The sequence below is a fragment of the Desulfovibrio simplex genome, from assembly GCF_055387835.1.
This window is the reverse complement of record NZ_AP042377.1, coordinates 190,777-214,771: the sequence shown is the minus strand read 5'-3', so window position 1 is coordinate 214,771 and position 23,995 is coordinate 190,777. Positions and strand designations below refer to the sequence as shown.

The 23,995-nt window shown below is 58.3% G+C and carries 21 protein-coding genes and 1 tRNA gene; 14 read left to right on the top strand and 8 right to left on the bottom strand.

What is annotated here, in order from left to right:
- Positions 1 to 83: 83 nt before the first annotated feature.
- Positions 84 to 850 (bottom strand): IS5 family transposase gene (locus ACZ5DH_RS00915; RefSeq protein WP_464255299.1). Its coding sequence is split into 2 segments (ribosomal slippage): positions 84 to 478 and positions 478 to 850, totalling 768 coding nucleotides; the frame shifts between segments, so codons are not numbered across the junction.
- Positions 851 to 1,060: 210 nt separating this feature from the next.
- On the opposite strand from ACZ5DH_RS00915, the gene ACZ5DH_RS00910 reads away from it, so the two are divergent.
- Entirely contained in the window at positions 1,061 to 1,186 is a 126-nt protein-coding gene (locus ACZ5DH_RS00910; protein ID WP_464254819.1) for a hypothetical protein, read from the top strand.
- A 317-nt stretch (positions 1,187 to 1,503) separates the two neighbouring features.
- On the opposite strand, the gene ACZ5DH_RS00905 is transcribed toward ACZ5DH_RS00910, so the two are convergent.
- From ACZ5DH_RS00905 to sodC, 3 genes are all read right to left on the bottom strand, one after another.
- Positions 1,504 to 1,579: transfer RNA gene (locus tag ACZ5DH_RS00905), tRNA-Ala, on the bottom strand.
- A gap of 183 nt (positions 1,580 to 1,762) precedes the next feature.
- Positions 1,763 to 3,484: a glycosyltransferase family protein gene (locus ACZ5DH_RS00900; RefSeq protein ID WP_464255298.1), complete on the bottom strand. Its 1,722-nt coding sequence runs from the start codon at positions 3,482 to 3,484 to the stop codon at positions 1,763 to 1,765.
- A gap of 444 nt (positions 3,485 to 3,928) precedes the next feature.
- Positions 3,929 to 4,465 carry a superoxide dismutase [Cu-Zn] SodC gene (gene sodC, locus ACZ5DH_RS00895; protein WP_464255297.1) on the bottom strand — a complete coding sequence of 179 codons (537 nt, stop codon included), beginning with the start codon at positions 4,463 to 4,465 and terminating at the stop codon, positions 3,929 to 3,931.
- A 182-nt stretch (positions 4,466 to 4,647) separates the two neighbouring features.
- Between sodC and ACZ5DH_RS00890 the strand changes: the two genes are divergently transcribed.
- The 6 genes from ACZ5DH_RS00890 to ACZ5DH_RS00865 all read left to right on the top strand — a co-directional run bounded on the left by ACZ5DH_RS00890 (position 4,648) and on the right by ACZ5DH_RS00865 (position 9,215).
- Entirely contained in the window at positions 4,648 to 5,280 is a 633-nt protein-coding gene (locus ACZ5DH_RS00890; protein ID WP_464255296.1) for an RlmE family RNA methyltransferase, read from the top strand.
- A 32-nt stretch (positions 5,281 to 5,312) separates the two neighbouring features.
- Positions 5,313 to 6,050: a YebC/PmpR family DNA-binding transcriptional regulator gene (locus ACZ5DH_RS00885; RefSeq protein WP_464255295.1), complete on the top strand. Its 738-nt coding sequence runs from the start codon at positions 5,313 to 5,315 to the stop codon at positions 6,048 to 6,050.
- 129 nt (positions 6,051 to 6,179) lie between these two features.
- Positions 6,180 to 6,995 (top strand): ABC transporter ATP-binding protein, encoded by an 816-nt coding sequence (locus ACZ5DH_RS00880; protein WP_464255294.1) that lies wholly within the window; start codon positions 6,180 to 6,182, stop codon positions 6,993 to 6,995.
- Between the two features lie 281 nt (positions 6,996 to 7,276).
- Complete coding sequence (gene mlaD / locus ACZ5DH_RS00875; RefSeq protein ID WP_464255293.1) at positions 7,277 to 7,729, top strand: outer membrane lipid asymmetry maintenance protein MlaD; 453 nt, start codon at positions 7,277 to 7,279, stop codon at positions 7,727 to 7,729.
- Entirely contained in the window at positions 7,730 to 8,374 is a 645-nt protein-coding gene (locus ACZ5DH_RS00870) for an MlaC/ttg2D family ABC transporter substrate-binding protein (protein WP_464255292.1), read from the top strand.
- Complete coding sequence (locus ACZ5DH_RS00865) at positions 8,364 to 9,215, top strand: MlaA family lipoprotein (protein WP_464255291.1); 852 nt, start codon at positions 8,364 to 8,366, stop codon at positions 9,213 to 9,215. The genes ACZ5DH_RS00870 and ACZ5DH_RS00865 overlap by 11 nt, the downstream gene beginning before the upstream one ends.
- A 591-nt stretch (positions 9,216 to 9,806) precedes the next feature.
- On the opposite strand, the gene ACZ5DH_RS00860 is transcribed toward ACZ5DH_RS00865, so the two are convergent.
- Complete coding sequence (locus ACZ5DH_RS00860) at positions 9,807 to 10,973, bottom strand: MFS transporter (RefSeq protein WP_464255290.1); 1,167 nt, start codon at positions 10,971 to 10,973, stop codon at positions 9,807 to 9,809.
- A gap of 599 nt (positions 10,974 to 11,572) precedes the next feature.
- Here ACZ5DH_RS00860 and fliD point away from each other — a divergent pair.
- Entirely contained in the window at positions 11,573 to 14,674 is a 3,102-nt protein-coding gene (gene fliD / locus ACZ5DH_RS00855; protein ID WP_464255289.1) for a flagellar filament capping protein FliD, read from the top strand.
- A 26-nt stretch (positions 14,675 to 14,700) separates the two neighbouring features.
- The gene (fliS, locus tag ACZ5DH_RS00850; RefSeq protein ID WP_464255288.1) at positions 14,701 to 15,474 is read left to right on the top strand and encodes a flagellar export chaperone FliS; all 774 of its coding nucleotides are present in this window, start codon (positions 14,701 to 14,703) and stop codon (positions 15,472 to 15,474) included.
- Between the two features lie 678 nt (positions 15,475 to 16,152).
- Here the strand turns inward: fliS and kynU are convergent.
- The 3 genes from kynU to ACZ5DH_RS00835 all read right to left on the bottom strand — a co-directional run bounded on the left by kynU (position 16,153) and on the right by ACZ5DH_RS00835 (position 19,868).
- The gene (kynU, locus tag ACZ5DH_RS00845; protein WP_464255287.1) at positions 16,153 to 17,436 is read right to left on the bottom strand and encodes a kynureninase; all 1,284 of its coding nucleotides are present in this window, start codon (positions 17,434 to 17,436) and stop codon (positions 16,153 to 16,155) included.
- 106 nt (positions 17,437 to 17,542) lie between these two features.
- Entirely contained in the window at positions 17,543 to 18,805 is a 1,263-nt protein-coding gene (locus tag ACZ5DH_RS00840) for an amino acid permease (RefSeq protein ID WP_464255286.1), read from the bottom strand.
- A 631-nt stretch (positions 18,806 to 19,436) separates the two neighbouring features.
- Complete coding sequence (locus ACZ5DH_RS00835) at positions 19,437 to 19,868, bottom strand: Lrp/AsnC family transcriptional regulator (RefSeq protein WP_464255285.1); 432 nt, start codon at positions 19,866 to 19,868, stop codon at positions 19,437 to 19,439.
- A 346-nt stretch (positions 19,869 to 20,214) separates the two neighbouring features.
- Between ACZ5DH_RS00835 and ACZ5DH_RS00830 the strand changes: the two genes are divergently transcribed.
- The 5 genes from ACZ5DH_RS00830 to ACZ5DH_RS00810 all read left to right on the top strand — a co-directional run bounded on the left by ACZ5DH_RS00830 (position 20,215) and on the right by ACZ5DH_RS00810 (position 23,910).
- On the top strand, positions 20,215 to 20,946 hold the full coding sequence (locus tag ACZ5DH_RS00830; protein ID WP_464255284.1) for a Crp/Fnr family transcriptional regulator: 732 nt from the start codon (positions 20,215 to 20,217) through the stop codon (positions 20,944 to 20,946).
- Positions 20,947 to 21,398: 452 nt separating this feature from the next.
- On the top strand, positions 21,399 to 21,947 hold the full coding sequence (locus ACZ5DH_RS00825) for a flavodoxin family protein (RefSeq protein ID WP_464255283.1): 549 nt from the start codon (positions 21,399 to 21,401) through the stop codon (positions 21,945 to 21,947).
- Positions 21,922 to 22,383, top strand: a complete 462-nt coding sequence (locus ACZ5DH_RS00820) for a pyridoxamine 5'-phosphate oxidase family protein (protein ID WP_464255282.1) — start codon at positions 21,922 to 21,924, stop codon at positions 22,381 to 22,383. Before ACZ5DH_RS00825 ends, ACZ5DH_RS00820 begins: the two co-directional genes overlap by 26 nt.
- Before the next feature lie 68 nt (positions 22,384 to 22,451).
- Positions 22,452 to 22,592, top strand: a complete 141-nt coding sequence (locus tag ACZ5DH_RS00815; protein ID WP_464255281.1) for a hypothetical protein — start codon at positions 22,452 to 22,454, stop codon at positions 22,590 to 22,592.
- A gap of 1 nt (position 22,593) precedes the next feature.
- Positions 22,594 to 23,910, top strand: coding sequence for a 4Fe-4S ferredoxin (locus tag ACZ5DH_RS00810; RefSeq protein WP_464255280.1), 1,317 nt, complete (start codon positions 22,594 to 22,596; stop codon positions 23,908 to 23,910).
- Positions 23,911 to 23,995: the final 85 nt, after the last annotated feature.

The window sequence follows — 23,995 nt, the reverse complement described above, 5'->3', positions numbered from 1 at the left end:
TCCGTGCAGGCAAAATCATGCTGTCAGTACCACCGCGAGGCTTTTTACTGATTGTTTCTGTTTTTAGATAGTGTCTACACGAGTTATGATAAAAGTTTCAGCCACAGAGCAATGCACCGTATTTGCACGGCGGCTGCGAATGCTGCGAGTGTTTTTGTATACCTGGTAGCAATTCCTCGCCACCTCTTAAGGTGTAGAAAAGCATTCTCTACCAGGTGACGGACGCGATAGATATGCTTGTCATAGCTGCGCTGTTCCTTGCGACTCTTTTTGGGCGGAATAACGACTTCGCAATCCGACTCAAGCGCTTTGCCAATGAGTTCGTTTGTGTCATAGCCCCGATCCGCCAAAAGAAATTGAGCGGCAATGCCGTCGATCAAGGCTGTGGCTTGGGTGCAATCCGCTGTGGTACCCGCTGTAACAATAACTCTGACCGGCATACCATGCGCATCCACGGCCAAATGTATTTTACTATTGAGCCCCCTTTAGTACGCTCCATCCCTTGGTTGCCGCCCCTGGCTCCGGCGGCATGAGGGTGAACCTTGCAGTGACTGGCGTCAATCATCAGCCATTCAAAGTCAGGCTCATCAATCAGTATTTCGAGGAGTCTTTCCCATATTCGCTTATCGCGCCAACGGATGAATCGCTGATGCACAGTTCCCCATCTCCCGTATTCAGGAGGCAAGTCGCGCCATGGCGCTCCTGTGCGCAATATCCAAAAAACGGCGTTGATAAACAAACGGTTGTCTTTTGCTATTCCACCCCATTGCCCGCTTTGTCCAGGCAGGTGAGGTTCCAGAAGAGCCCAAGCTTCATCGGATAAGTCATGTCGCCGCTGTACGTTTTTCATGAGAACACCCTCCGTATGTGGTGCTCTCTTATAACACAAAATTCGTGTAGACACTACCTAGAGCATTTTAACTTTGAAAAAGTGTAAATGCTCTAACGCTGCACGAAAGTGCAGCGCGCCACAACGTGGCGTGGATTCAGCCGAGCTTTAGCCGTTGCGACGAAGGAAGCTACGGATGCTTCAAGCGTTGTGACGCAGGCTTAAAGCGTTGTGACGCAGGAAACTACGCTTGAAGACAGCATGCGTAACGACACGGCTTGTCCCATACAATCGCTGTCGCCATCCGTAAGCCCTGCGGGCGCGTTAGCCGTTGCAGCGTCAGCGGCTTACGGATAACGACAGCGACTCTTTGAGTAAGATTTTTGCGTAACTCATTGCCGTCTTTATCCGTAGCTTCCTGCGTCACAACGGCTAAAGCAACGGCTGCCGCAAAGACAGCAATTGGTTAATTGAACGGACAGTCTACTGATGGCTGTCGCTATCCGTAAGCGGCAAAGAACCGCTAACGGCTACCGCAAATCGCATTTTTCGGCTGAATGAAAACTTTGAAATGTGAAGCATTTCAAAGTTAATCTGCTCTAGCAGGCGTATTGGGAATGGTGTTGGGAAAAAGAAAGAGGGGCTACCTGTAATCAGGTAACCCCTTGATATTATGGTGGAGAAGAAGGGATTTGAACCCTCGACCCCCGCCTTGCGAAGGCGATGCTCTCCCAGCTGAGCTACTTCCCCACGATTGGAAACATCGCAGGAAGAAAGCAATAGGCAATACGCGCACTACTGTCAAGTGCTTTGCGCCCGCGCGCACGTATCAACCCTGTCGCAAACTCTGCAAACACGCACCACGCGCATTACAGCCCGTCTCGCAGTCATGCCTCGGTCAGGTCACCGGCACTACAGCCAACGCGGGCATTTTCACCGTAAAATGTCCTGATCAGCAGCCGCGATCTCAATTCCAGCCAATTCGCAGACGCGGCGCACCCGGTGCGTGTACTCATGGGCCTGCCGCAGGTGTTCACGCCAGGTCCGCCGCAGATCATGCGCATACGCGGGCCGGGAGCGCAGGGCATCCCAGCGCGGCCAAAAATCTTCGGGCCGGTCAAGGCGAATGGCATCAGCAATATCCGGGGCAAATATGTCCAACCCGGACGTGGCGTCACTGAGCAGCACCCCGCCTGCTGCCCAGACGTCAAAATGGCGCTGGCTCAGGCTGTGCGGCAAAAGCAGGCTGGTGACGTTAAGCGTCACCGCGCGGGCATACCATTGGGGCAGGGCCGCATAGTAATCCACCGGGGGCAGAACATCCGCGCCGGGCAGCAGGGCCTTCCACCCCGCGTCACCGACGATCCGCAACGGCGGGCGCTCCTCCCCGCCTGTTCCGTCGCATTTGCCCGCCCTGCCCTCCAGCAGAATCCGCAGCCACCGGGCGCGGTTGGCGCGGGCGCAGATTTCCGCTCCAAGCCCCGCCCCGCGCGCGGCGGAACCGGGCCAGGCCGCTCCTCCCAGCCGATGTCGCCACCAGAAATAATTGGGACCGCCTGAGGGCGCTTCATTGTTCTCAAGCAGTGCCAGCGCTTCACTCTGAAGGCTTTCCGGCACACTGGCCGCCGCAAAAAAACGTTCCTTCTGCGGAAAGGCGGAGCGCCCCACAAAGAGCGGTTCAGCCTTTTCCGGCGCAGCAGGCTTGGACTCCCGCGCGCGCCACATATGCGGAGCCACCGCCAGCGGCAGATGGTGCACATGCTGCGCCCCGGCCGCCGCGAGTTCGGCAATGAAGGAGGCGTCCGTCACAAAGATGCGGGCCTCGCGCCACCAGGGCAATCGCAAGGCGGACAGCACGTGCCAGGGATTGTCCACCAGCCACAGGGCCACAGGCACGCCCATGTCCCGGCAGAGATGGAACATCCGTCCCTCGGCGTCCAGCCCGCGCAGATTCACGGACAACAGCAGGCGCGGCTTGCCCTGACAAAATAGTTCACGCCAGGTGGCGTGCATATCTGCGCGTGTTTGCCATTCATCCGGCACCGGCAAAACAGGGTCCAGCCCGCAGGCCGTCAGGGCCTGACGCAATTCCTGATGGAGCAACTGGCCGTCATGCCCCGGCAGCAGCACAGCCCCGTGCGATTTTTGACCCATGGCGCGTGACGCTGGACACTTCAGACCGGATGCAGCGGCCCCGTCAGGCGCGCCATGGGCAAGGCCGTCGTTTTCTGCCGCCTCTTCCGCCAGCGCGGCAGCTTCCAGCCGTGCGGCGTCCACGCGCCCCAGCAGCGGCCCCCAGAACTCCGGAGCCAGACGCATGCCGGGGCCATAAAAATAGCAGGCGCAACGCCCGGCCAGGGCCACGGCCCCATCCGCGGACACCTGCCGCCAATGGGGGGGCAGGCCCGCTCCGCTCCTTTGCTCCAGAGGCGGCAAGGCCTGCAGGGTTGGGGCATGCTCAAGCCAGTAGACAGTCCGCGCGTCCGCCGCGAGAGGCGTTTGCCACGGGCAGCCGGGTCCAAGCCCCAATACCAGCGCGTCCTCTCCGTCGCCCATACGCCGCCAGGACTCCTGCCCGTCGGGCAGCGTCAGCATGCGCCCGGAAAAATCGGGCAGCCGGGTGCGTTGTGGTCTGGATGCGTGAACTGTATTCAAGAGTTTTCCCGATTGGCTGTTTTGTCGTTACGTCATGTCTGTTGGCCGTTGCGTCCCACGAGTTTGCCGCCCGCTCGCGCGCATGGCGGCTACTGTCGCACCAGGACCCGCCTGCGCGCGGGCCGCCTGCCCGCGCCGCATGAATATTTTCGCCAGGTGGGAGCAGCGGGCGCGGCTGCGCACCGTCCGCCCCACCGCCGGCCAAACATGTCTGATGGGCCTGCCCGCACCGCGAGCCGCATCGTCCGCCATACCCGTGTGAATGTCGCCGCCAGAGCCGCAGGGGAAATGCCGGGGCAAAACGTGTGCGGCTAAAATATTTTTGCCTGCCCCCGCTGACGTGCAGCATAGCCAATGCCCGCCGCCACGGGCAAGCCCGGCGCGCGAAAAAACCCCGCCACATTTCGCGGCGGGGCCAGTACCATAAGGAAAGGATCGAACGTGCTACTTGATCACGCCGCAGGCTATGCGGGCTCCGCCGCCGCCCAGAGGAGCGGGCTGGTCGGAGTAGTTGTCGCCGCCGGCATGGATAATCACGGAACGGCCCTTGAGGTCCTTGACGGCCAGGTTGGGGGCGTTCAGATTGCCCTTGACTTCGCCCTTGGCATCGGCGGTGATGGCGGGCAGGTCACCCTTGTGGCCGTGTTTGCCGGGGCCTTCGTGCTTGCCGGTTTTATCGGGGTCAAAATGGCCGCCAGCGGCGAGGCCGGCCACCTTTTTGCCGTCTTTTTCCACAGGGGCGCAAGAGGGATTCTCATGCACGTGGAAGCCGTGCTGGCCTTCGCTGATGCCCACCACGTCCATCAGGATGTCCACTCCGCCCTTGCCGTCATCAGTAAAGGTGATGAAGCCGATGGCGTCGCCCACGCCGTCATCGGTAATTTTATTGACAGGAACCTTGACGCTTTCAGCCTGAGCAACGCCTGCTCCGATCAGGAGGGCGCAACACATAAAACACAAAGCCAGTAGACTTTTTTTCATATATGATCTCCTTGGTTTTTGGCGCGCAACGAGGGGAATCGTCGCTACCTGTGAAAACTTACTAATAAGCTAGCGCATCCATACGGTCTGGTCAACGCGTCATTTTATTTTCGCGGGCTCGTCCCCAAGCGCCACTTGGCGAAGCAAATAAAAAAGAGTATGGTCACGTGTTGGTATTTATTATGAAGGAATATCGAGACCATTACTTCCTCAAGGCCAAGCGCGAGAACTATCCCGCGCGTTCGGTCTACAAACTCAAGGAACTGGATGCCAAGTTCCGCCTGTTGCGACCCGGCCAAAAGATTCTGGACCTGGGGGCAGCCCCTGGCTCATGGTCATTGGGCGCGGCGGAAAAGGTAGGCTCCAAGGGTTTGGTTCTCGCCTGTGACATTCAAAGTACGGAGACGACCTTTCCCCCCCAGGTCACCTTCATGCAGGAGGACGTGTTCAACCGCTCTTCGGCCTTTGAAGCCAAGCTGCAGGAACTCGGCCCCTTTGACCTTGTCATAAGCGACATGGCCCCACGCACGACAGGCACCCGCTTTACCGACCAGGCCCGCTCGCTGGATCTGGCCGTGGAGGCTCTGGCTGTCGCCTGCCTGCATCTGAAGCCGGGCGGCGGCTTTGTGGTGAAAATTTTCATGGGCCCGGACGTTCAGGAACTGCTGGCGCCCATGCGTCAGGCATTCGCAACGGTCAAGTCCTTCAAACCCAAGAGTTCGCGTGCCGAAAGCAAGGAAACATTCTTTGTTGGCCTTGGCTTTCGCGCCAAGCCGAACCAGACCGATCCGGTGGCAACGCCGCCGGGCCGGTAAAACAATTATTCCCTAAAGGTTTCGGAGGTTTTATGTCTGGTCACAGCAAATGGGCCAATATTCAGCACCGCAAGGGGCGTCAGGACGCCAAGCGCGGCAAGATATTTACCAAGGCTGCCAAGGAAATCATCATCGCCGCCAAGACCGGCGGCGACCCTGCCAGCAACTCCCGCCTGCGCGCGGCCATCGCCGCAGCCAAGGCGGTGAACCTGCCCAAGGACAAGATTGAGGGCGCCATCCGCAAGGGTACCGGCGAAGACGCCGGCGGCGATCTCACCGAAACCTTCTACGAAGGCTACGGCCCCGGCGGCATTGCCGTCATGGTTGAAGTGGCCACCGACAACAAGAACCGCACCGTTGCCGAAGTGCGCCATCTTTTTTCCAAGCATGGCGGCTCCATGGGAGAAAACGGCAGCGTTGGCTGGATGTTTGACCGCAAGGGCGTCATCAGCATTGAAAAAAACGCCTATCCTGAAGACAAGATTATGGAAGCGGCTCTGGAAGCCGGAGCCGACGACGTTATTGACGATGAGGACGAATGGACCATCCACACGGCCATGAGCGATTTTACCGCCGTGCGTGACGCCCTGGAAGCCGCGGGTATTGCCATGCTGTCGGCCGAGCTTGCCATGGTGCCGCAAAACCTCGTGGGTGTTGACGCCGACATGGGCCAGAAGGTTCTGCGCCTCATGGACGCCCTGGACGACAACGACGATGTGCAGAACGTGTACGCCAACGTTGACTTTCCCGATGACATGCCTACCGATTAGGCTGGACGAAAAGTCGAACTTGTTCCTCCGCTCCGCCTGGGGTAAGCTGTGCGTTACCCTTGGCGGGCGGACAAAAGCCAATGTTTTTGCTCCGGCAGCCCTGGCGATTCTTTTGAAGGCAGGCAGCACATGCAAGCATGGGACATAGAATTTAAGGATCTCACCGTTGGCTACGGAAGCCACGTAGTTCTTCACGATGTCAACGCGGTATTGCCCGGCGGCAAGGTGTCTGTCATTCTGGGCGGCTCCGGCTGCGGCAAATCCACGCTGCTGCGCCACATTATCGGCCTTTCGCGGCCCCTTTCGGGCCATGTGCTCGTAGGCGGGCGCGACCTCTTCGCCCTTGGCAGGGCCGACTTTCGCCGCATCCGCCGCCATATGGGCGTGCTTTTTCAGGACGGCGCGCTGCTCGGCGCCCTGACCCTGGTGCAAAACGTCACCCTGCCCCTGAGCGAACATTTGCGCCTGCCTGCCGCCACGGTGCGCGAGGCGGGCCTGCGTGTGCTGCGTATGGTCGGCCTTGATGAATTTGCCGATTTTTATCCCAACCAGCTTTCCGGCGGCATGCGCAAACGCGCCGGACTTGCGCGGGCCATTGTGGCGGAACCGCGCGTGCTCCTCTGCGACGAGCCCACATCAGGGCTTGATCCCATAACCGCCGCCCGCATGGACGACCTGCTGCTGGCCATGCGCGAACAGTATGCGGGCATGAGCGTGGTTGTGGTGAGCCATGATCTGGCGAGTCTGCGGGCCATTGCCGACCACGTGCTTGTGCTTGCTGACGGAAAAGCGCTGTTTTCCGGCACCCTGGCCGAACTTGAGGCCAGCGCCGACCCATACCTGCGCCAATTTTTGCACCGCGAAGCCGGTGACGAGCGCCGCGACCTGCACCAGCCCATTGACCCCGTGGTAAGCAAGGCCCTTGACAACTGGCTGGCTTCATAAGTCACACAGATGCGCGCGGCGGCTTTGCGCGCCCGCGTTTCACCGTGTATGGGGCAGCCCAGCGCCCCTTGCGCCGGACGAATTTGATCCGCAGCGCAGCAAGGCGACTGTTGCCTGAAGGCAAGCCGTCAGGGCGCGCTGCCGGAATTCTGTAGTGAATCCGTCTCGCCGCCAGCAGGCTCCCTGGCATGTTCGGTATAATGCTTGAAAATTTGCGCCTGCCTTCATATAGTATCGAAGAATGACTGTAGCCTCGGCTATGGGGGAGAGATACAAACCCAATGAATACCGTACGAGAAACCGCTGTGGGCCTTTTTGTGCTGATAGGCCTGCTCTGTGTTGCCTACCTGACCATCAAGCTTGGCAAAATGGAAGTTTTCGCTGGTCCGGGCTATGAGCTCAATGCCAATTTTGACTCTGTGTCGGGCCTGCGCGTGGGCGCGGATGTTGAAATGGCGGGCGTGCCCGTGGGCAAGGTCACCGGCATCCGGCTTGACCCCGACCCCATGCGCAATCAGGCCGTGGTGCGCTTGCGCTTCGACAAGGACCTGCATCTTTCTGATGACAGCATTGCCTCTGTGCGCACCAGCGGCCTTATCGGCGACAAATACATCAGTATTTCCCGGGGCGGTTCGGAACACGTACTTGCGCCCGGCGACACCATTACAGAAACGGAATCCGCAGTTGACCTGGGATCCCTTATCAGCAAATATGCTTTTGGAGGAGTGAAATAGATGTTCTCCCATGCATTTTCACGCCGCATCACTCTTGCCCTGTGCGGTCTCTTGCTGGCCTTCGTTTTACTGCCTGCCGTAGCGCAGGCCAATTCCCCTGCCCGGCAGGCTCTTGAAACGGCCACCAACCGCATCCTGAACTTCATCAAGAATCCTGATTACGTGAATCCCGCCACACGCGGGCCCATCCGTCAGCAGATCGAGGACGAAGTACTGCACATTTTCGACTTCGGCGAATTTTCCTCGCGCACCGTGGGCCCCCGCTGGCACGCCTTTACGCCGGAACAGAAAAAAGCCTTCAGCGACGCTTTCGCCGACCTTCTCATCAGCACCTATGTCAACAAAATTGACGGCTACAACGGCGAGCAGGTGATATACACCGGCGAAGTGGCTTCACCCAAGGGCGACCGGGTCGAGGTACGCAGCGTTATCACCATGAAGGACGGCAAAAAAGTGCCCGTGGCCTACCGCATGCTGCCCAAAAACGGCAAATGGATGGTCTACGATGTGCTTATTGAAAATATCAGCCTTGTCAAAAACTACCGCACCCAGTTTCAGGACATCCTGAACACGGACTCGCCGGAAAACCTCATTGCCCGCATCAAGGACAAGGCAGTGGAAGTGCGGCAGGAACATGCTAAATAACTACCTGTCGCGCCAGGCGCGAACTTTCACACTCAGCATTCTGTTGCTGGCCGGCATCATTTTTCTGGACGGCAACAAGGCCATGGCGGCTCAAGGCGTCAGACAGCCCCCCACCCCCTCCACGGTGTATGGCGGCGCGCCCATGCTGCCGGCCGGGGCCGTTACCGTCACGCCCTATGGCTCCCTGCGTGATTCGAACGATCTGGACGACTACGATACCGCCGATATCGGCAGCATCGCCGACCCATTTGAACCCTGGAACCGCTTCTGGTTTCACTTCAATGACATCTTTTATCTGTACATTGCCAGGCCAGCCTATGACGCCTGGGTATTCATCACGCCGCACCAGGTGCGCGGCGGTTTGAAAAACTTCTTTTCAAACCTCCTCTTTCCCGTGCGTTTTGTGAACAACATCCTGCAGTTCCGTTTTATGGAAGCTGGTGTGGAGTTTGGCCGCTTTATCATTAACACCACGTCAAGCCTGGGGCTCGCCGATGTGGCCAAGGGCCATAAAACCATTGTGCCTGTTGATCCCACGGGCGAAGATTTCGGCCAGACCATGGGCCGTTGGGGCATAGGCCAGGGCTTTTATCTGGTGTGGCCCATCATTGGCCCCAGCTCCGCGCGCGATACCGTTGGCCGCGTGGGCGACCTCTTTGCCGATCCGCTCTTTTACCTGAAGCCCTGGGAACTCGGGGTGGGCGTGGGCGGCGGCCTTCGATTCAACGCCCTTGGCGATGTGCTGCCCCTGTATGAAGACCTGAACAGCGTGGCTCTTGATCCCTATCTTGCCATGCGCGAGGCTTACGTGAACTTCCGTAAATCGCAGGTCATGCACTAGCCGGCGCTGACTGGCATCAGCCGGTACTGGCCGATGCTCTCTTTTTGAAATGCTTTGGGGGGAAGGGACCCTTTTGCAAAAGGGTCTCCTCCCCCACGCCCCCTCCCCCTGAAATTCTTATTGCCGTTTGGCGCACAACCATGCGGCCCCGGCAGCGCGCTCAGGCGTACGTTGAGACAATTCCTGCAAAAAGCGGATGTACGCCATCTACATTCGCTTTTTCAATGCCCTTACGGCACACTGTTGCAGCCTTGTATTCTTGGGGAACGCCCCGGCCTTGCGGCTCGGGGTCGTCACTTTACGGAGCAGGCCCGGCCTGCCCTCCACCGCTGCCGGGGGCCAACACCTTCGCACTGCCGCAGCTTACTGCCGCTGTGGGAGTTTTCGACCAGAGCAATTTCACTTTGAAACTGCTCTGGCGGATGCGTGAGCAGACGCCCGCCGCAAAGGCGTAAGCGTACTGTTTACTCGCGCGGTTAAGGCCGAAGCGAGCGTATCCTGAACTTTGAGAATGTGCATTCTCAAAGGTAATCTGCTCTGATCAGATGCGTCAGCGGTCGCACCCACACCGGTCTTCTCTGACGAACGCGCCTAACGCGCCGCGCCCCTTTGCTGCACTGACGCGGCCAGGGCGACCAGCAGGCCAAGCAGTGCCGCCGCAAGGCCTATCATAAAAACCACCGCATAGCCGAAGTGGTCGGCAAACAGACCCGCAATGGGGGCTGTGGCGCCATAGGCCACATCCTGAAAAATGGCAAAGCCGCCCACGGCAGTGCCGCGCAGTTCGGGCGCCACTTTTTTAATGACCTCAACACCCATGGACGGGTACACCAGGGAGCATCCGGTGCCTGTCAGAAATGCGCCCACCAGGGCAATCTCCGCTGAAGGCGCAAGCCAGAGCGCCAACTGCCCCCCGGCGGCAACAGCAAGAGACACAGAGGCAACCCGCATGCCGCCGACCCTGTCTGGAAGATGCCCGAAAAACAGGCGCACCAGCACAAAGCCGACGCCGAAGCAGGTCAGGGCAAGCCCCGCGTGCTGCCAGCCCCTGTCAGAAAAATAGAGTGAAATAAACGCGCCGATGGCCGCAAAACCCACGCCCTGAAAACCGACAATGGCCCCCTGACGCCAGATGGAACCAAGAACACGCAGAAACGACGTGTGCGGCCTGACGTATGGCGGTACAACAGCGGGCATACGGCAAACCATGAGCCAGCCCAGCAGGGGCAAGGGGCTGCACAGCAGCATGAGCCCGGTAAAACCAAACTGCGAGAGGCACTGCAACCCCACCGGCCCGCCCAGGGCAAACGCGCCGTAAAGACTTGCGCCCACGAGTGAAAAGACGGTGCCGGACCGTTGCGGGCCAAGAAGGGCGATGTTCCAACTGAGCATGCCCACAATAGCCATGCTTTCGCCAAGGCCGAGAACAAGTCGCCCGGCGATCAGCAGGCCAAAGGCCAAGCCGGGGGCATTTGCCAGCCCGGCGGCAAGGCAGATGGCGCTTGCCAAGGCGTAAAGCAGCAGGCCGCGCATCATGCAGGCCTTCCCGCCCTTGCGGTCGGCAAACCTTCCCGAAAAGCCGCGTGAAAGAATGGTCGTCAAAAAAGCGATGCCCACGGCAAGGCCGCTCAGGCTGTTGGCAAGGGCCAGATGCCTCGTTACAAAAACGGAAATGGCGGGCAGCGGCATGGCGACGGCCATGTACGAAACAAGGAGTGCCGCCGTGTTCCACAACAGGCAGCGGGTATCCTTTTGCATAAAAAAACTCCATAGGTTGTCGCAAACGGGTTCAGGGCATGTTCAGGGTGAACGCGCTCTGAGGCTGCGCGAGCAGGCTCTCCGTCACGGCGCAAGCGCAGGTCGTCTGCGCTGGTAAACGCCGTAGCGGGCGTGCATGGTAAGAACATACGTTCTCAACAGCATTCTGCTTCAGGACACAAAAAAACGCATCCCTGGCCGCAGTTGCGGAAAGTGATGCGTTGCGTGACGTTAACGCTTACGACAAACTCCAGAAGTTTGTATGCGCCTCTGATAGGACATTGCCCCCAACCTGTCAACCCTTGGCCCGGAAAGAGGCTGGCTGTCACGCATCCTGTAACGGGTTCGCACCATTGCCCCGAAACCGCACCGCCGCCACCACAACTGCGCCGCAAGGCCGCCCGGAACCAGCCTCTGCGCTAAACTTTTTCGTCAGCTGGCCGTTATTTCCACTATACGGACATGCGCACTTGCCCAGGCGCGCTCCGGAACAGGAGGCAAAAAATGCCCCGTAGAGTTGCACGCATCTTGCAAGACAGATAGCGCCCGGCATATATGCCCAGCACTGCCAGGCATAAAATATCTTTTGAGAGGCGCCTATGGCCATCAGCATATCCGGCTCCAACGCCGTTTCCGGCCTGAGTGGCATGGACACCAATTTTGACGATGTTCTTGCCAAGCTCAAGAAGGTCGAATCCACACAGCTCAACCGTCTGACTGCCTGGAAGTCCGACTGGAGTCTGCGCTATGATGCCTTTGGCAGCATCATCCAGCAGGTGCAGACAGCCAGCAGCGTACTCACGAGCATTGGCAACAAAAACAGTTTCGTCACCAAAAACGTCACCAGCAGCAACGATACTATTCTGACGGCCATCGCCAACGCTTCAGCGCAGGATGTGCAGCACAGCATCAACGTGCTGCAAACGGCCAACAATTCCGTGTGGGCCAACACAGGGCACGTCTTCAGTTCCAAAACCGACGTCATCAATGACTCAGGCGTGGACCAGAATTTTACGTTCACCTATGCCGGAACCACCACGAGCATAAAGGTGCCCCCCAAGACCACGCTGGAATCCTTTGCCAGCATGGTCAACAATTCCACAGACAATCCCGGCATCAAGATCAGTATTGTGCAGACAGGAACGGGATATGTTTTTCAGGTGGCGGGCAAAAGCACGGGAACGGGAAACGATCTCGTCATTCATAACAGCGGCCTTGTGGGCATGAACGCGACTGGCAGTTCGTCGGTGTGGAAAACCAACAACGCGCTGGACCTCGGCGCAACGCTCACCAATCCCAATAAATACGCCTTTGACCTCTTTATGGAGGACGGCGCAAAGTTCACCGTTTCCATCACGGGCGACAAGACCAATCAGAATCTGGCAGACCAGATCAATACCCAGACAGGGCGCAATGTGGCCGCGCTGGACAGCAGCGGCAACCTGACCCTCACCGGCGTTTCCGCCATGTACAAGCGCGACACCAGCGCTGTCGAAAAATCCGTTGCGGCCAGCACCAAGGTCTCGGTGGGCGCCAATCCCAGTGCGACAACCCTGCAGTCTGACCTGACCATGACGCTGCAGTACGATGACGGCGTCACGACCGGAACGCGCGACCTTACCATCAAGGCAGGCACCAGCCTCAAGGACGCCCTCATCCAGATGGCCCAGGCCTCTGGCATGAAGTCGGCGGACCTGAACATGGACAGCAGCGGCGGCTGGTCTGTCAGTCTGGCCAATATTACCGGCATCACTTTTGATCCCGGTGCCAATGCTGCCGATACCGCCCTGTTCACCAGCACGACGACCGCGGCTGATATGGGCACCCGCCTTGGTGGACTGGCTTCCGCCACCACCAGCATTATTTTCAAGGCCAGCATGCTTGGCGACAAGCTGGGCGGCAGCAGCGCCGACGGCAGCAAGCAATTTACCTACTCCATTATCGACAAAAACGGCGCTGCCCAGACCATAACTCTGGACAACAACAAAACATATCAGGACCTGGCGGACGCCATTCAGGCCAAGACAGGCGTTGCGCCAACAACCGACAGCAGCGGCAACCTGTCGTTTTCGCTTGGCAATACGCTTCAGTTTTATGTCAGTCAGGGCACGGGCGGCGGCATGGACGGCCTGACAACCAGCACAGCCACCACCACCCTGGCCACGGGGCTGACGCCTGGCGACACCCTGGACCCCACGCAGCCTCCCCTCAATTATACGGTTACCCTCAACGATGGTACCCAGATCAGCGTGCCCTCCCTCGCCAGCGGCTCCAGCATGCAGGACGCGGTGGCCGCCATTCAGCAGGCGCTGGCGAATAATTCCGCCGCGCAGGCCGCCGGTGCGACAGCCAAGCTTGTAAAAGCCGATGGCACGGACTGGACCAGCGCGGCTGACGGAGAGAGCTTTCTTGCCATCACCAACGTGCAGAGCGTCAGCGGCCCCGGCATAAAGGGTCAGGTGGCCGAATCTTCCAACTGGAACATCCAGCGGGCCACCAACGCCCGCTTTACCGTCGACAACTGGCCCATTGAGATGGAGTCGGCCTCCAACACCGTCAGCGACGTCATTGAAGGTGTGATCTTTACCATTCACGACACGGGCCAGGCGCGCGTCAGCGTCAGCACCGACGTCACCTCGGTGGAAAAATCCATCCAGACATTTCTGGACGCCGTTAACTCCGTCCTTCTGACCATTCGTGACTTCACCAAGTATGACAAGGACAAGGTAACCACCACCAACGACCCGGATCACACCAGCGACAGCAACTACAGCCCTTCGCAGCTCACGGCTGAAAAAGGCGGTCTGCTCCAGGGCAACTACGGCGTGCAGCTTTTCAAGTCACGGTTCAACAGCCTCCTTGGCGCGTCGCCGCCAGGCTTCAAAAGCCGCACCAGCGCTGAAGACCTGCTTTCGGGCGACGTTTTGTCCAACCTGGCCAACCTGGGCATCAAGGTCAACAATAACGAAGCCAGTGACAAATTCGGTCTGCTTGAGATAGCTCCTTCATCCAGTATTGCCGCCTTGCAGCAGATGGATCAGGAAAACTACACCAACATGATCACCAACAACCTGGAAGCCGTGGTGGATTTTTTCTGCACCGACGGCACAGGTTCCAGCACCTCTTCGTCTTTCCGCTATGGCAGTCACGTGGCCGGCATCACCAAGGCCGGAACATATGATGTAAACTATACCGTTGACGCCAGCGGCAACATTGAAAAAGTGATGGTGGGCGGCGTTGAGGCCAAGCGCGACTTGAGCCAGCCCGGGTATTATTACAGCGTTGGCTCTGGCGACGCGCGCGGTCTGTCCATCCTCATCGATGACCTGAGCCAGGGCGAACACACCGGCCAGGTCCGCATCAAGGAAGGACTGGTACAGACCGTCAACAGCTTTCTCAAAAGCGAAATGGTGTTCAACGACGTCAACCTGTCCTCCACCGAGACGGATAAAAATGCCGACGCCCTTGCCCTCAAGTCGCAGAACGGCGCTCTCATGGTCTTGCGCGACAACTACAAGACCATCATGGAGAACATAGATAAAAAAATCACCCAGGAACAGAATCGCATATCGCTCTGGGAAACCCGGCAGAAAAAATATTTCGCCAATCTGGAAACACTGCTGAATAACTACAAAAGTATGCAGACCCAGCTGGAATCGCAGATAACCAAACTGAATAGCACCAGCAGCAGCAAAAGCTAGCAACCGGCACGCACAAGGATAGAAATATGAACAAGGCGGCAAACGCGTACTTTCAAACCAAGGTTGGCACTACCGACCAGGGGCAACTTCTGCTCATGCTTTATGACGGGGCCCTCAAGTACATCCAGCAGGCACGCACCAAGATGCTGGCCAAGGATTTTGCGGGCAAAGGCATCATGATCTCAAAGGTCATCGACATTGTTAATGAGCTGGCGGCATCTCTCAATATGGACAAGGGCGGCAGTCTGGCCGTCAACCTCAACAACCTGTACCTGCTCTGCACCGCCCGTCTGTTGCGCGCCAATCTTAAAATGGACGTGGAATCTCTCGACAGTGTGGAAACCATACTGTCCGGCCTGCGCGGCGCCTATGCCCAGATCATCGAAACGCCCGAGGCGCGCAAAGCCGCCGCTGACATAGCGAGCCGCATGCAGCCAGCAGGATCTGTGAGCAAGATGGCGCAGCCCATCACACAACATCAGGGCGCGGCCGTGCCGCGTTCCCACGCCCAGGCGGCCTATGGGCGCAGCGCCATGGGCGCTCCCGATGCGGCCGCCGCCATGCCGCAGCCCAACCTGCCGGGGTATTCGCCTGCCCCCGCCGCCATGCAGGGCGCGCCCACAGCGGCCGCTCCGACCGCTCCGGCGGCTCCCGCTGCCGCGTCTTCACAAGCACAGACCATGCCACGAGCACATGTGCAGTCTTTTGACCAGGCCATGGGCCAGGGGGGGCTGCCGCCCAATGGTTTTGCCCCCGGCCGCCTGCCTGGGGCATACGGCAAGGTTCCCCCGCGCGGCTGAGGCATCGCGCCGATGAGCGCTGTGCAGCAGGGCTGAAGCACTCCGGCGATGAACAACGCCGGAGTCTGGCAAGCCCGCACCACAGGCCTTGACAAAAACTTCAAGCCCCGCTTCTGCATAACAGAAGCGGGGCTTGTTGACTGGCAGGCGTCATGCCGCCGCGCGGAATGGTTTGAACTCCGTGCGAGGTCTGTCGACCAGAGCGCTTTCACCGTGAAACCGCTCGACGGCTGCGTGAACAGACGCCCGCCATTGCCGCGATGTTACGTTGAAATGCTTTTGGTGGGGGAGTGACCCTTGTGCGCAAGGGTCACTCCCCCACACCCCCTACTCCTTACTCCTCTATTCCTTAAGAGCATTTTAACTTTGAAAAAGTGTAAATGCTCTAACGCTGCACGAAAGTGCAGCGCGCCATAACATGGCGTGGATTCAGCCGCAAATCGCACTTTTCGGCTGAATGAAAACTTTGAAATGTGAAGCATTTCAAAGTTAGTCTGCTCTAAAGTCCTTATGGTCTTTTCGTATAGTACCAGCGCAATTTCAAACAGAACGTGCCTTGACGGCTGTGTGAACAGGGCCTGCCCAAAGGCGCGCGCGGTTCATCCGCGCTGGTCCACGCCGACGCGGGCGTCTTGCCCCTTTGAGAGTATAAATACTCAAAGGCGCTTCGTCCCAGGCCTAGACGACAAGGCTTCTTTCCCTGCTCAAGCTTTCATACTCCCTGTTTGCGCCTATTTTTTCCAAGATATCCACGAGATTATGAATGTCAGCGTACGAATTGTACAGGGCTGTGGGCGCAAGTCTGATGACGTTGGGGTCCCTGAAATCGGGAACAACCTTGTAGTTTTTCAGCACCTTGCAGATACGGTAGGCTTCGTTGTGCTCCAAAGCCACGTGACCGCCACGGCGCGCGTCGTCACGGGGGGTTCCCACGGCATAGCCATAGGCCGTCAGGCGCTTGTCGATGAGAAACATGAGGTAGGCCGTCAGGCGCAGGGATTTTTCCCTGAGGGCAGGCATGCCCGCTTCATGAAAAAGATTCAGAACCCCGTCCAGTCCGGCCATGGCAAGCATGGGCGGCGTGCCAATGAGCCAGCCGTCGGCATCGGGAGAGTGTTCGTGCTGCTGGTGCAGTTCAAAAAGCGTTTTCTTGACGTTGCCCTGCCAGCCTGCCAGCCCCGGCGCAGTGCCGAAATGCTTTTTGTTGACATACAGGCCCGCCGCCGCACCCGGCCCGCCTGAAAGATACTTGTAGTTGCACCATACGGCAAAGTCCGCGTCCAGGTCCGCAAAATCGTGCGGCACGGAACCGATGGAATGGCACAGGTCCCACCCCATAATGATGCCCCTCTTGCGGGCTTCGTCTGTTATCCTTTTCATGTCCAGCAGTTGTGAGCTGCGGTAGTATACCGAGGGAAGGAGCGCCATGCAGACGTCGTCGGTCATGGCGGCGATAATGGCGTCCTCGCTGACGGTTCTGCCGTCCTCACTGGGCACGACCTTTATGACGTCACGCGGGTCAAGGCCGCGCAGACGCACCTGACTGTCCACGGCGTGCCTGTCGGTGGGGAAGTTCAACCCGTCAACGACGATCTTGTTCTTGCGCCCCACGGGTTTGTAAAGCGTGGCAAAGGCCTGGTGGATATTGACCGTGGTGCTGTTCGCCACGGTGACTTCGCAGGCTTCAGCGCCGATCAGCGGCGCTATCTTCTTTGCCAGATGCGAAGGAAAGAGAAAGTACTTTCCGTCCTCTATGCTCCACATGTTGATGCCGTGTTCCTTCCATATCTCAAGCATGCCAAGGATGGACTTTTCCGCGTCCAGGCTGCAAAGCCCGAGAGAATTGCCGTCCATATAGATGAGCCCGTCCGAAATATAGAAATGCTCACGGAATTTTCTGAGCGGATCCGCGCTGTCCATCCTGTTGGCAAAACTTGCGCCCAATTCAAATGCATATGTCATGATATCCTCCTTGCAGTGGTAGTATGGCGTCAGGCGATGCCGTCCAAAAAATTCGTCTGTCGCCTGACAGCGTCCGCGTCATTCGAAAATTTTGTTTTTATCAATGCTATTCCAAAAATCGCAACAATGGCGAAATTGTCAGAATAATGCCGAAAAGCAACACATACAGCGCTCTAAATCCCTTCAGATAGGCCAGATACGGCATTTTGAAAATCAGATATACAGGAATGAAACAGGCTATGATGCCAAAAAGGGGCGCGCTCAGGTGCAAAATAAACAGCACCTTGGCGTTCATCTGCACCCAACCCCAGAGGCCCACTGCTATGACAAGAGCCACAAACAGATGCAGAGCCCTTCTGTTAATGCGGTCTTCGGGCATAAAACGGCTGAGCAGGTTGAAGCATATGCCCTGAAGCCCCTCCTGCAGCGCCAGATACAGGGCGAAAAATGCCGTCACCAGGGCAAAAATGTTGAGGGCCGTGCTCATTACCCTGATGACCGCGCCGGGCAGGACCTGGGCTGCAATGGCCAATGCCGAAATATTGTTCTGAAAAGCCTCCACGGCTTTTTCATGATGCAGCGAAAGCGTGAACGACAGCGCGAAAAACAGTACGGATACGATCAGAATGGCAAATGCCACCCTGCTGGCGCGAAACGCCCTGTACGTGGCAATGCGCCTGTCCGCCTCCATGCGGCGATAGGCGATATTCATCGGGCTCAGTATGGGCATGAACACGACGGAAAACACCGTGAACGGTATGGTTATGAAGACATCTCGCATGAAGGGCAGCAGAGAGGTCAAGGGCTTTATGTTGGCCAGGCTCCAGTGAGGTATCATGACCATGCCCAGCACAAGAATGATGGCCAGCTTGCCCACTACCAGCGGCCCGGATACCTTGAAAAGCAGCTTTTCGCCCTGAGCGGCTATGGCCACCATGGCCAGCATGATAATCAGCGGCCACCATGCGGTATCAGAAAGAAGCGTTTTGGTTACGCCATACGTTTGCAGATAGGAGGCGCTGTCGCGCACAAGTCCGGTAGAATAACCCAGCATTCCCGTCAGCATCAGTAAAAAATAAAGGATGCTCAGGAGCATTGCCCAGTTTTTTCCCAGATACTGCGTTATGATATCTGTATAGTCCTCTGCGCTTTCTGTTTTTGTAAGCGTTTCAAGATAAAATTTCTGGAACAGATACACGCCAGGATAGGCAATGGCTGATGCCGCCAAAAACACCCACAATCCGGTCATGCCCACCTGCACCGGCATAAAAACCATGGCCCCGCCAATGGCCATGCCAATGCAGAGAATGACCCATCCGGCATCATAACGTGTAAAGGGAACAGTGTTGCTGTCAGGCTCGTTGCTCATGGATCCCCCTTTCAAAGGCTGCTCGTTGTGCTTGCATTGTTGATGAGCGTGTATGGCTACGGCATGGCTGGGCCACGCCCGTCGGCAAATCTTGTTCTCCTGTCGTGTTTCTGTCGTGCATGCACAAAAGCCTGACCGCCATGCCGTGCAGGCATGGCGCGGGCTATGGCGCTCTGGAAAGGCGCGCAGGCGCAAAACAACTTGTCATCATGTTATACCAATTCACTTGACAAGGTACATAGCCTAACGAATTTTTATGGGACTTCTTTTTTACAAAGCGTAAAAAACTGCCGCCATTTCTTTACACCGCGCAGCAAAACGAAAACCCGCCTGTGCAGCGGGAGGCTGCGCGGGCGGGCCATGACAATATGTCTGTATGTTGTCTGGGTATGCCTGATGGCCGGATCATCCGGTGTGAAAAAAAGATCGCAGCATCCAAACGGACGCCTTGGCGCGATCGCCTGTATGAAATCATGAAGGATCTGACACGCCCGTGACGGCGCGCGCCAGCATGGATACGCGACGCTTACGCTCTCACGCCGGATCAGCCTCCGATGATGCCGGAGCAGTTCCAACGTGAAATTGCCGCAAGAGCCCGCCGCCGAAACCGCGCGTCAATGGAGGAGTGTCGCTACTGCAACAGCGGCCTGTCAATCTTGTGCTTGATAATGACAAGAGAAGTGACGACCTTGCAATAGGGCATAAGATCTTGCAAAAGTTTTTCCATATCTTCGATATCAGCCACTGCCGCTTTGGCGATAAAATTGTTTTCCCCAGTTACAGAATATATTTCGACAATTTCATCTCTGTCCAAAATCTTCAGCATTTCCTGCACCGAGAGTTTTATATTGCTGATATGTATAAAACTGCATACGGGCCTGCCGATTTTTTTCAAAGAGAACACCGCGGTGAATTTTTCAATAATCCCTTCTTCCAAAAATCTGTTGATGCGCTTGATGATACTGGGTCTGCTGATATGAACGGCTCTGGCCAGATCAGCATTGGACACTCGCGCGTTTTTTTCCAAAGCGGCAAGAATATTCATATCAGTTCTATCGAGCATACATACCTCTTTTTTCAGAAAAAATACCTATATATGCTTTTAACATACAGTGCCATTGGTAAAAATTTGTCGCGTGACCACAATCATATATGCCCACCAACAGCGTACAGGTTCGCTGAGTTCATTTGTTGTTACGCTACTCTAATGGCGCAAGCCAGTAATTTGCAACCCAATTATGCCACCGCCGCTTCACGGGGCAATAAACACGCCAGAAATTGTGCGCACAGTCACAGAAGTGGGCGGGGTTTTGTGTTGTACACTGGCCTTACGCCCGCTACACTGTCACGATGCTTCCCCTGGGCCAATGATCGCAGAACAGCCCCAACAACGGGAATCAGGAGGTTTTATGCCAGCTCCGCAGCACAACGCCCATATGGACGCCGTCATGGGCGAAGAACACGCACTGCACGCCACCGTGGCCGACGCCCTGTGCACGGGGCTGCTGGCCGCGCTCGCCCCCAATGAAAGGGATGCGCTCTCCCGTCACGCGCGCCTGCAAACATTCGCCCCCGGCACTGCCCTTTTTCAGGAAGGCGACGAAAACGCGGACGCCATGCTTCTGCTCTCCGGTCTGGTCAAGCTGTGCCGCCACAGCAGCCAGGGCAAGGAATGCGTGCTGCACCTTGTGCACACCGGTAAATTTCTGGACGTGGGCGTGCTGTTTTATGAAGGGGGACTGCCCATTTCCGCCGTGGCCCTCCAGCCCACCACGGTCCTGAGCCTGAACCGCCGGGCCTTTCTGCACACGCTTGAAAACAACGCGCCGCTGGCCGTCAGCCTGCTGGGGGCCATGAGCCTGCGCCAGCGCCTGCTCATTACCAAGATCGCCGGATCGCAGGGGCGCATATCCGTGGCCGGGCGCGTGGCCGCATGGCTGCTGCACCGCTCCAAGATGGAAAAAAGCGCTACCCTGCGCCTGGGCGTCACCCAGGAAATACTGGCCCGCCTTATGGGCATCAGCCGCGAGAGCCTCAGCCGCGAGCTTTCCGCGCTTTCGTCCGCAGGCATCATAGACCACAAGCGCCGCAGCATCACCCTGCTGGATCACGACGCCCTGCTGCAAAGGGCCCAAGGCTAGAGCATGTTCCTTTGAAAAAGGGGAAATGCTCTAACGCGGGACGAGAGTGCCGTGCGGCGCAATGCGGTGTAGGTTCAGCCGGGCTTCAGCCGTTGCGACGCGGGCTTCGGCCGTTGCGTCGCAGAAAGCTACGGCTAAAGCAACGGCTGCCGCAAATTGCATTTTTTGGCTGAATCACAAATTGAAATACTTCGCATTTCAAAGGGTCTCTGATCTGGAACATGCGAAATTTGAAATGCTGTGACGGCTGCGGGCTCAGTTCACGCGGACGCCAGCGCACTACCAACCAGAACAACATCAGTCTGAGTAACATCAAAGTGAAAGCACGCAGTTTCAACCGCTGGAAAAGCTCCGGCAAACAAGGGTCGGGCCAGGGTGAAGGCCGCGTGTCAGGGGCAGGCCCCTTTACGCGCCAGATGCCAGCCCGACGTACAACGACACAGAGGTAAGGCATGCGCGCCTGCATTGTTTATTCTTCCTGCACGGGCAATACCCGCAAAGTGGCGGAGGCCATGGCCGAAGCGTCGGGCATCGCCTGCCATGCCGTGCGCCACGCCCCTTCCCCGCAGGAGTACGACCTGCTGGCCGTGGGTTTTTGGGTGCGCCAGGGCTTGCCTGACGCCCGCGCCCAGCGCTACATACAGACCATCCGCAACAAAAACGTTTTTTATTTCGGCACACTGGGCGCATGGCCGCAGTCGGAGCACGCCCTGCGCTGTTCGCGTGCCGCCGCCGCCATGCTTGAACAGGGCGGCAATACCGTACTTGACGGTTTTTTGTGCCAGGGCAAGGTCAGCCCACAGGTCGTGGCCGCCTCGCAACGCAAGGGCACCCATCCAATGACCGAGGCCCGGCGGGAACGCCTGCGGGAAGCCGCCCGGCATCCCGATGCAGAGGACTTGCAGGCCGCATGCCAGCGCTGGCTGCAGAGCCTGGCAGCAGCCAGCGTCACCCTTCACCACCAAGGATTCCAAAATGCGCAGACAGAAGAGCGAATGTAACGATCCGGCTTTTTTTGACGAAATGTTCTCCACCGCTGATGACCTGTTCCTGGCCATGCACGACGGCGAATATCCCTATGTGCTGCCCCTGAACTTTGTGCGTCAGGGCCAGGCCATCTATATCCACTGCGCCCTTGAGGGACACAAGCTGGACTGCATCCGCCAGAATCCTCGAGTGGCCTTTACCCTCATTGCCGATGTGAGCATCCACCGCGAAAAATCCACCACCTACTTCAAGTCTCTCTGCGGCAAAGGCACGGCCTGTATTGTTGAGGACGAGGCCGAAAAAGGCCGCGCCCTGGACGCCATCGCCCAGCGCTACGCGGCCCTGTGCCCGCAGCCAGCCCCCACGGCCAGCATAAAACGCACCGCAATTGTGCGCATAGACATAGAAGAATTGACGGGCAAGCGTAAACTGCCTTCTGGAACGGCGTAAGCGCTATGTATTTGCGCTGTTACGCGCCGGAGCGAGCGTCTTGGAAGCATTGCGAATGGATCTTCTCAATGCGAAAATGCTATAGATCCGGAGGGGTCGAGCCCGCCGGGGGACGTTCCACCGGGGCGGGCAGCGGCGCGACAGGCGCTGTCCGCGCCATTGCGGCACGCTGGCAATCCTGCATAACACGCTTTTTCAAGGAAGTCTGACATGGGCGGAGCTTCCCGTCTTATCCCCTTGCCGAGTTTTCTGGCTCTTGCCCTGGCCGGGGCGCACTTCTGGCGCGCGGGATGGCCCTCCCTGGCCGCGGCCTGCGGCCTCATTGCCGTGCTGGTGTGGACGCGCCTTGCCTGGGTGCGGCAGTTTCTGCTGCTGGCCCTGCCGGTTCTGGCCGCCCGCTGGATATGGACCACCGCGCAGTTTGTCCAGATCCGCCAGCTCATGGAGCAGCCCTGGGGGCGCCTTGCGGTCATTCTTTTATCCGTCGCCCTGTTTACCGTTGCCGCCGCCCTGCTGCTGCTCGGGCAGAGCGCGCAACAGCGCTACTGCCACAAGGAAGAGGCCGCCACCGCCCAGATGGGGGCCATGGCCGTATGCCTGGCCCTGCTGCTGCCCGTGTGGTTCATGAACCCACAGTTGCTGGTGCTGGAGCGCTTTGTGCCGCAAGGCGGCCTTGCGCAGATTGTTCTGGCCGCCCTGTGGGCCGTGCTTGCCGCAGGCTGGCTTGCCGACCGTCGTACGGCCCCGCGTGCCCGTATGCGGCTGTGGCGGCTGTTCTCGCTGGTCTTTTTCGGCCAGCTTGTGCTGGGTCTGGCGGTGGAAAGCCGCTTTCTGCTCACGGGCAGCCTGCATTTGCCGGTGCCCGGCCTCATCGCGGCCGGGCCGGTCTATCGCGGGGGCGGCTGGTTCATGCTGGGCCTTTTCGGCCTGTCCACCCTGCTTGTGGGCGCTGCGTGGTGCAGCCAGCTCTGCTACTTCGGCGTGTGGGACGCCACGGCTGCGCGCAAGGCAAAAAACACCCCGGCCCCGACCTGGCTGCCGCGCCTGCGCCTGGGCGCTCTGACCCTGACCCTTGCAACGGCCCTGATCCTGCGCCTCACCGGCGCGCCCGCTGTGGCGGCTCTGTCCTGCGGCCTGCTGCTGGGCCTGCTGGTCGTGCCCTGCGCCCTGCTCATAAGCCGCGCCAGGGGGTATGCCTCCTACTGCCGGGGCATCTGCCCGCTCGGCCTTCTGGCCCAGTGGTTTGGCCGCATTTCACCCTGGCGCATCCGGCGTGTGGGAGAGTGCAGCGGCTGCCGGGCCTGCGTCCGTGTATGCCGTCAGGACGCCATGACAGACCAGGCCTTTGAAAGCGGCTGCCCCACCACGGCCTGTCATCTCTGCCGCGACTGCGCCAATGTCTGCCCCAGGCATGCCCTGGCCGTCACATGGTTTGGCCGCCCCTCAAGCGCCGCATGGGCCGGAACCGCGTTGACCGCCCTGCTGGCCGGGCTGCATGCGGCCTTTCTTTTCATGGCCCGTATCTGAAGCAGATTAACCTTGAAAAGGTGTAAATGCTCCAGACAGTGTCGTCACGAGATGAATTTCCAGTCATGTCAAGGAGAACGAGCCT

Coding starts and splice junctions, on each gene's coding strand:
- ACZ5DH_RS00880 (WP_464255294.1), top strand. CDS start 6,180: ATGCAAGCATGGGACATAGAATTTAAGGATCTCACCGTTGGCTACGGA.
- ACZ5DH_RS00835 (WP_464255285.1), bottom strand. CDS start 19,868: ATGCTCGATAGAACTGATATGAATATTCTTGCCGCTTTGGAAAAAAAC.
- ACZ5DH_RS00885 (WP_464255295.1), top strand. CDS start 5,313: ATGTCTGGTCACAGCAAATGGGCCAATATTCAGCACCGCAAGGGGCGT.
- kynU (WP_464255287.1), bottom strand. CDS start 17,436: ATGACATATGCATTTGAATTGGGCGCAAGTTTTGCCAACAGGATGGAC.
- ACZ5DH_RS00810 (WP_464255280.1), top strand. CDS start 22,594: ATGGGCGGAGCTTCCCGTCTTATCCCCTTGCCGAGTTTTCTGGCTCTT.
- fliD (WP_464255289.1), top strand. CDS start 11,573: ATGGCCATCAGCATATCCGGCTCCAACGCCGTTTCCGGCCTGAGTGGC.
- ACZ5DH_RS00825 (WP_464255283.1), top strand. CDS start 21,399: ATGCGCGCCTGCATTGTTTATTCTTCCTGCACGGGCAATACCCGCAAA.
- ACZ5DH_RS00890 (WP_464255296.1), top strand. CDS start 4,648: ATGAAGGAATATCGAGACCATTACTTCCTCAAGGCCAAGCGCGAGAAC.
- sodC (WP_464255297.1), bottom strand. CDS start 4,465: ATGAAAAAAAGTCTACTGGCTTTGTGTTTTATGTGTTGCGCCCTCCTG.
- ACZ5DH_RS00820 (WP_464255282.1), top strand. CDS start 21,922: ATGCGCAGACAGAAGAGCGAATGTAACGATCCGGCTTTTTTTGACGAA.
- fliS (WP_464255288.1), top strand. CDS start 14,701: ATGAACAAGGCGGCAAACGCGTACTTTCAAACCAAGGTTGGCACTACC.
- mlaD (WP_464255293.1), top strand. CDS start 7,277: ATGAATACCGTACGAGAAACCGCTGTGGGCCTTTTTGTGCTGATAGGC.
- ACZ5DH_RS00815 (WP_464255281.1), top strand. CDS start 22,452: ATGCGAAAATGCTATAGATCCGGAGGGGTCGAGCCCGCCGGGGGACGT.
- ACZ5DH_RS00870 (WP_464255292.1), top strand. CDS start 7,730: ATGTTCTCCCATGCATTTTCACGCCGCATCACTCTTGCCCTGTGCGGT.
- ACZ5DH_RS00840 (WP_464255286.1), bottom strand. CDS start 18,805: ATGAGCAACGAGCCTGACAGCAACACTGTTCCCTTTACACGTTATGAT.
- ACZ5DH_RS00860 (WP_464255290.1), bottom strand. CDS start 10,973: ATGCAAAAGGATACCCGCTGCCTGTTGTGGAACACGGCGGCACTCCTT.
- ACZ5DH_RS00865 (WP_464255291.1), top strand. CDS start 8,364: ATGCTAAATAACTACCTGTCGCGCCAGGCGCGAACTTTCACACTCAGC.
- ACZ5DH_RS00830 (WP_464255284.1), top strand. CDS start 20,215: ATGCCAGCTCCGCAGCACAACGCCCATATGGACGCCGTCATGGGCGAA.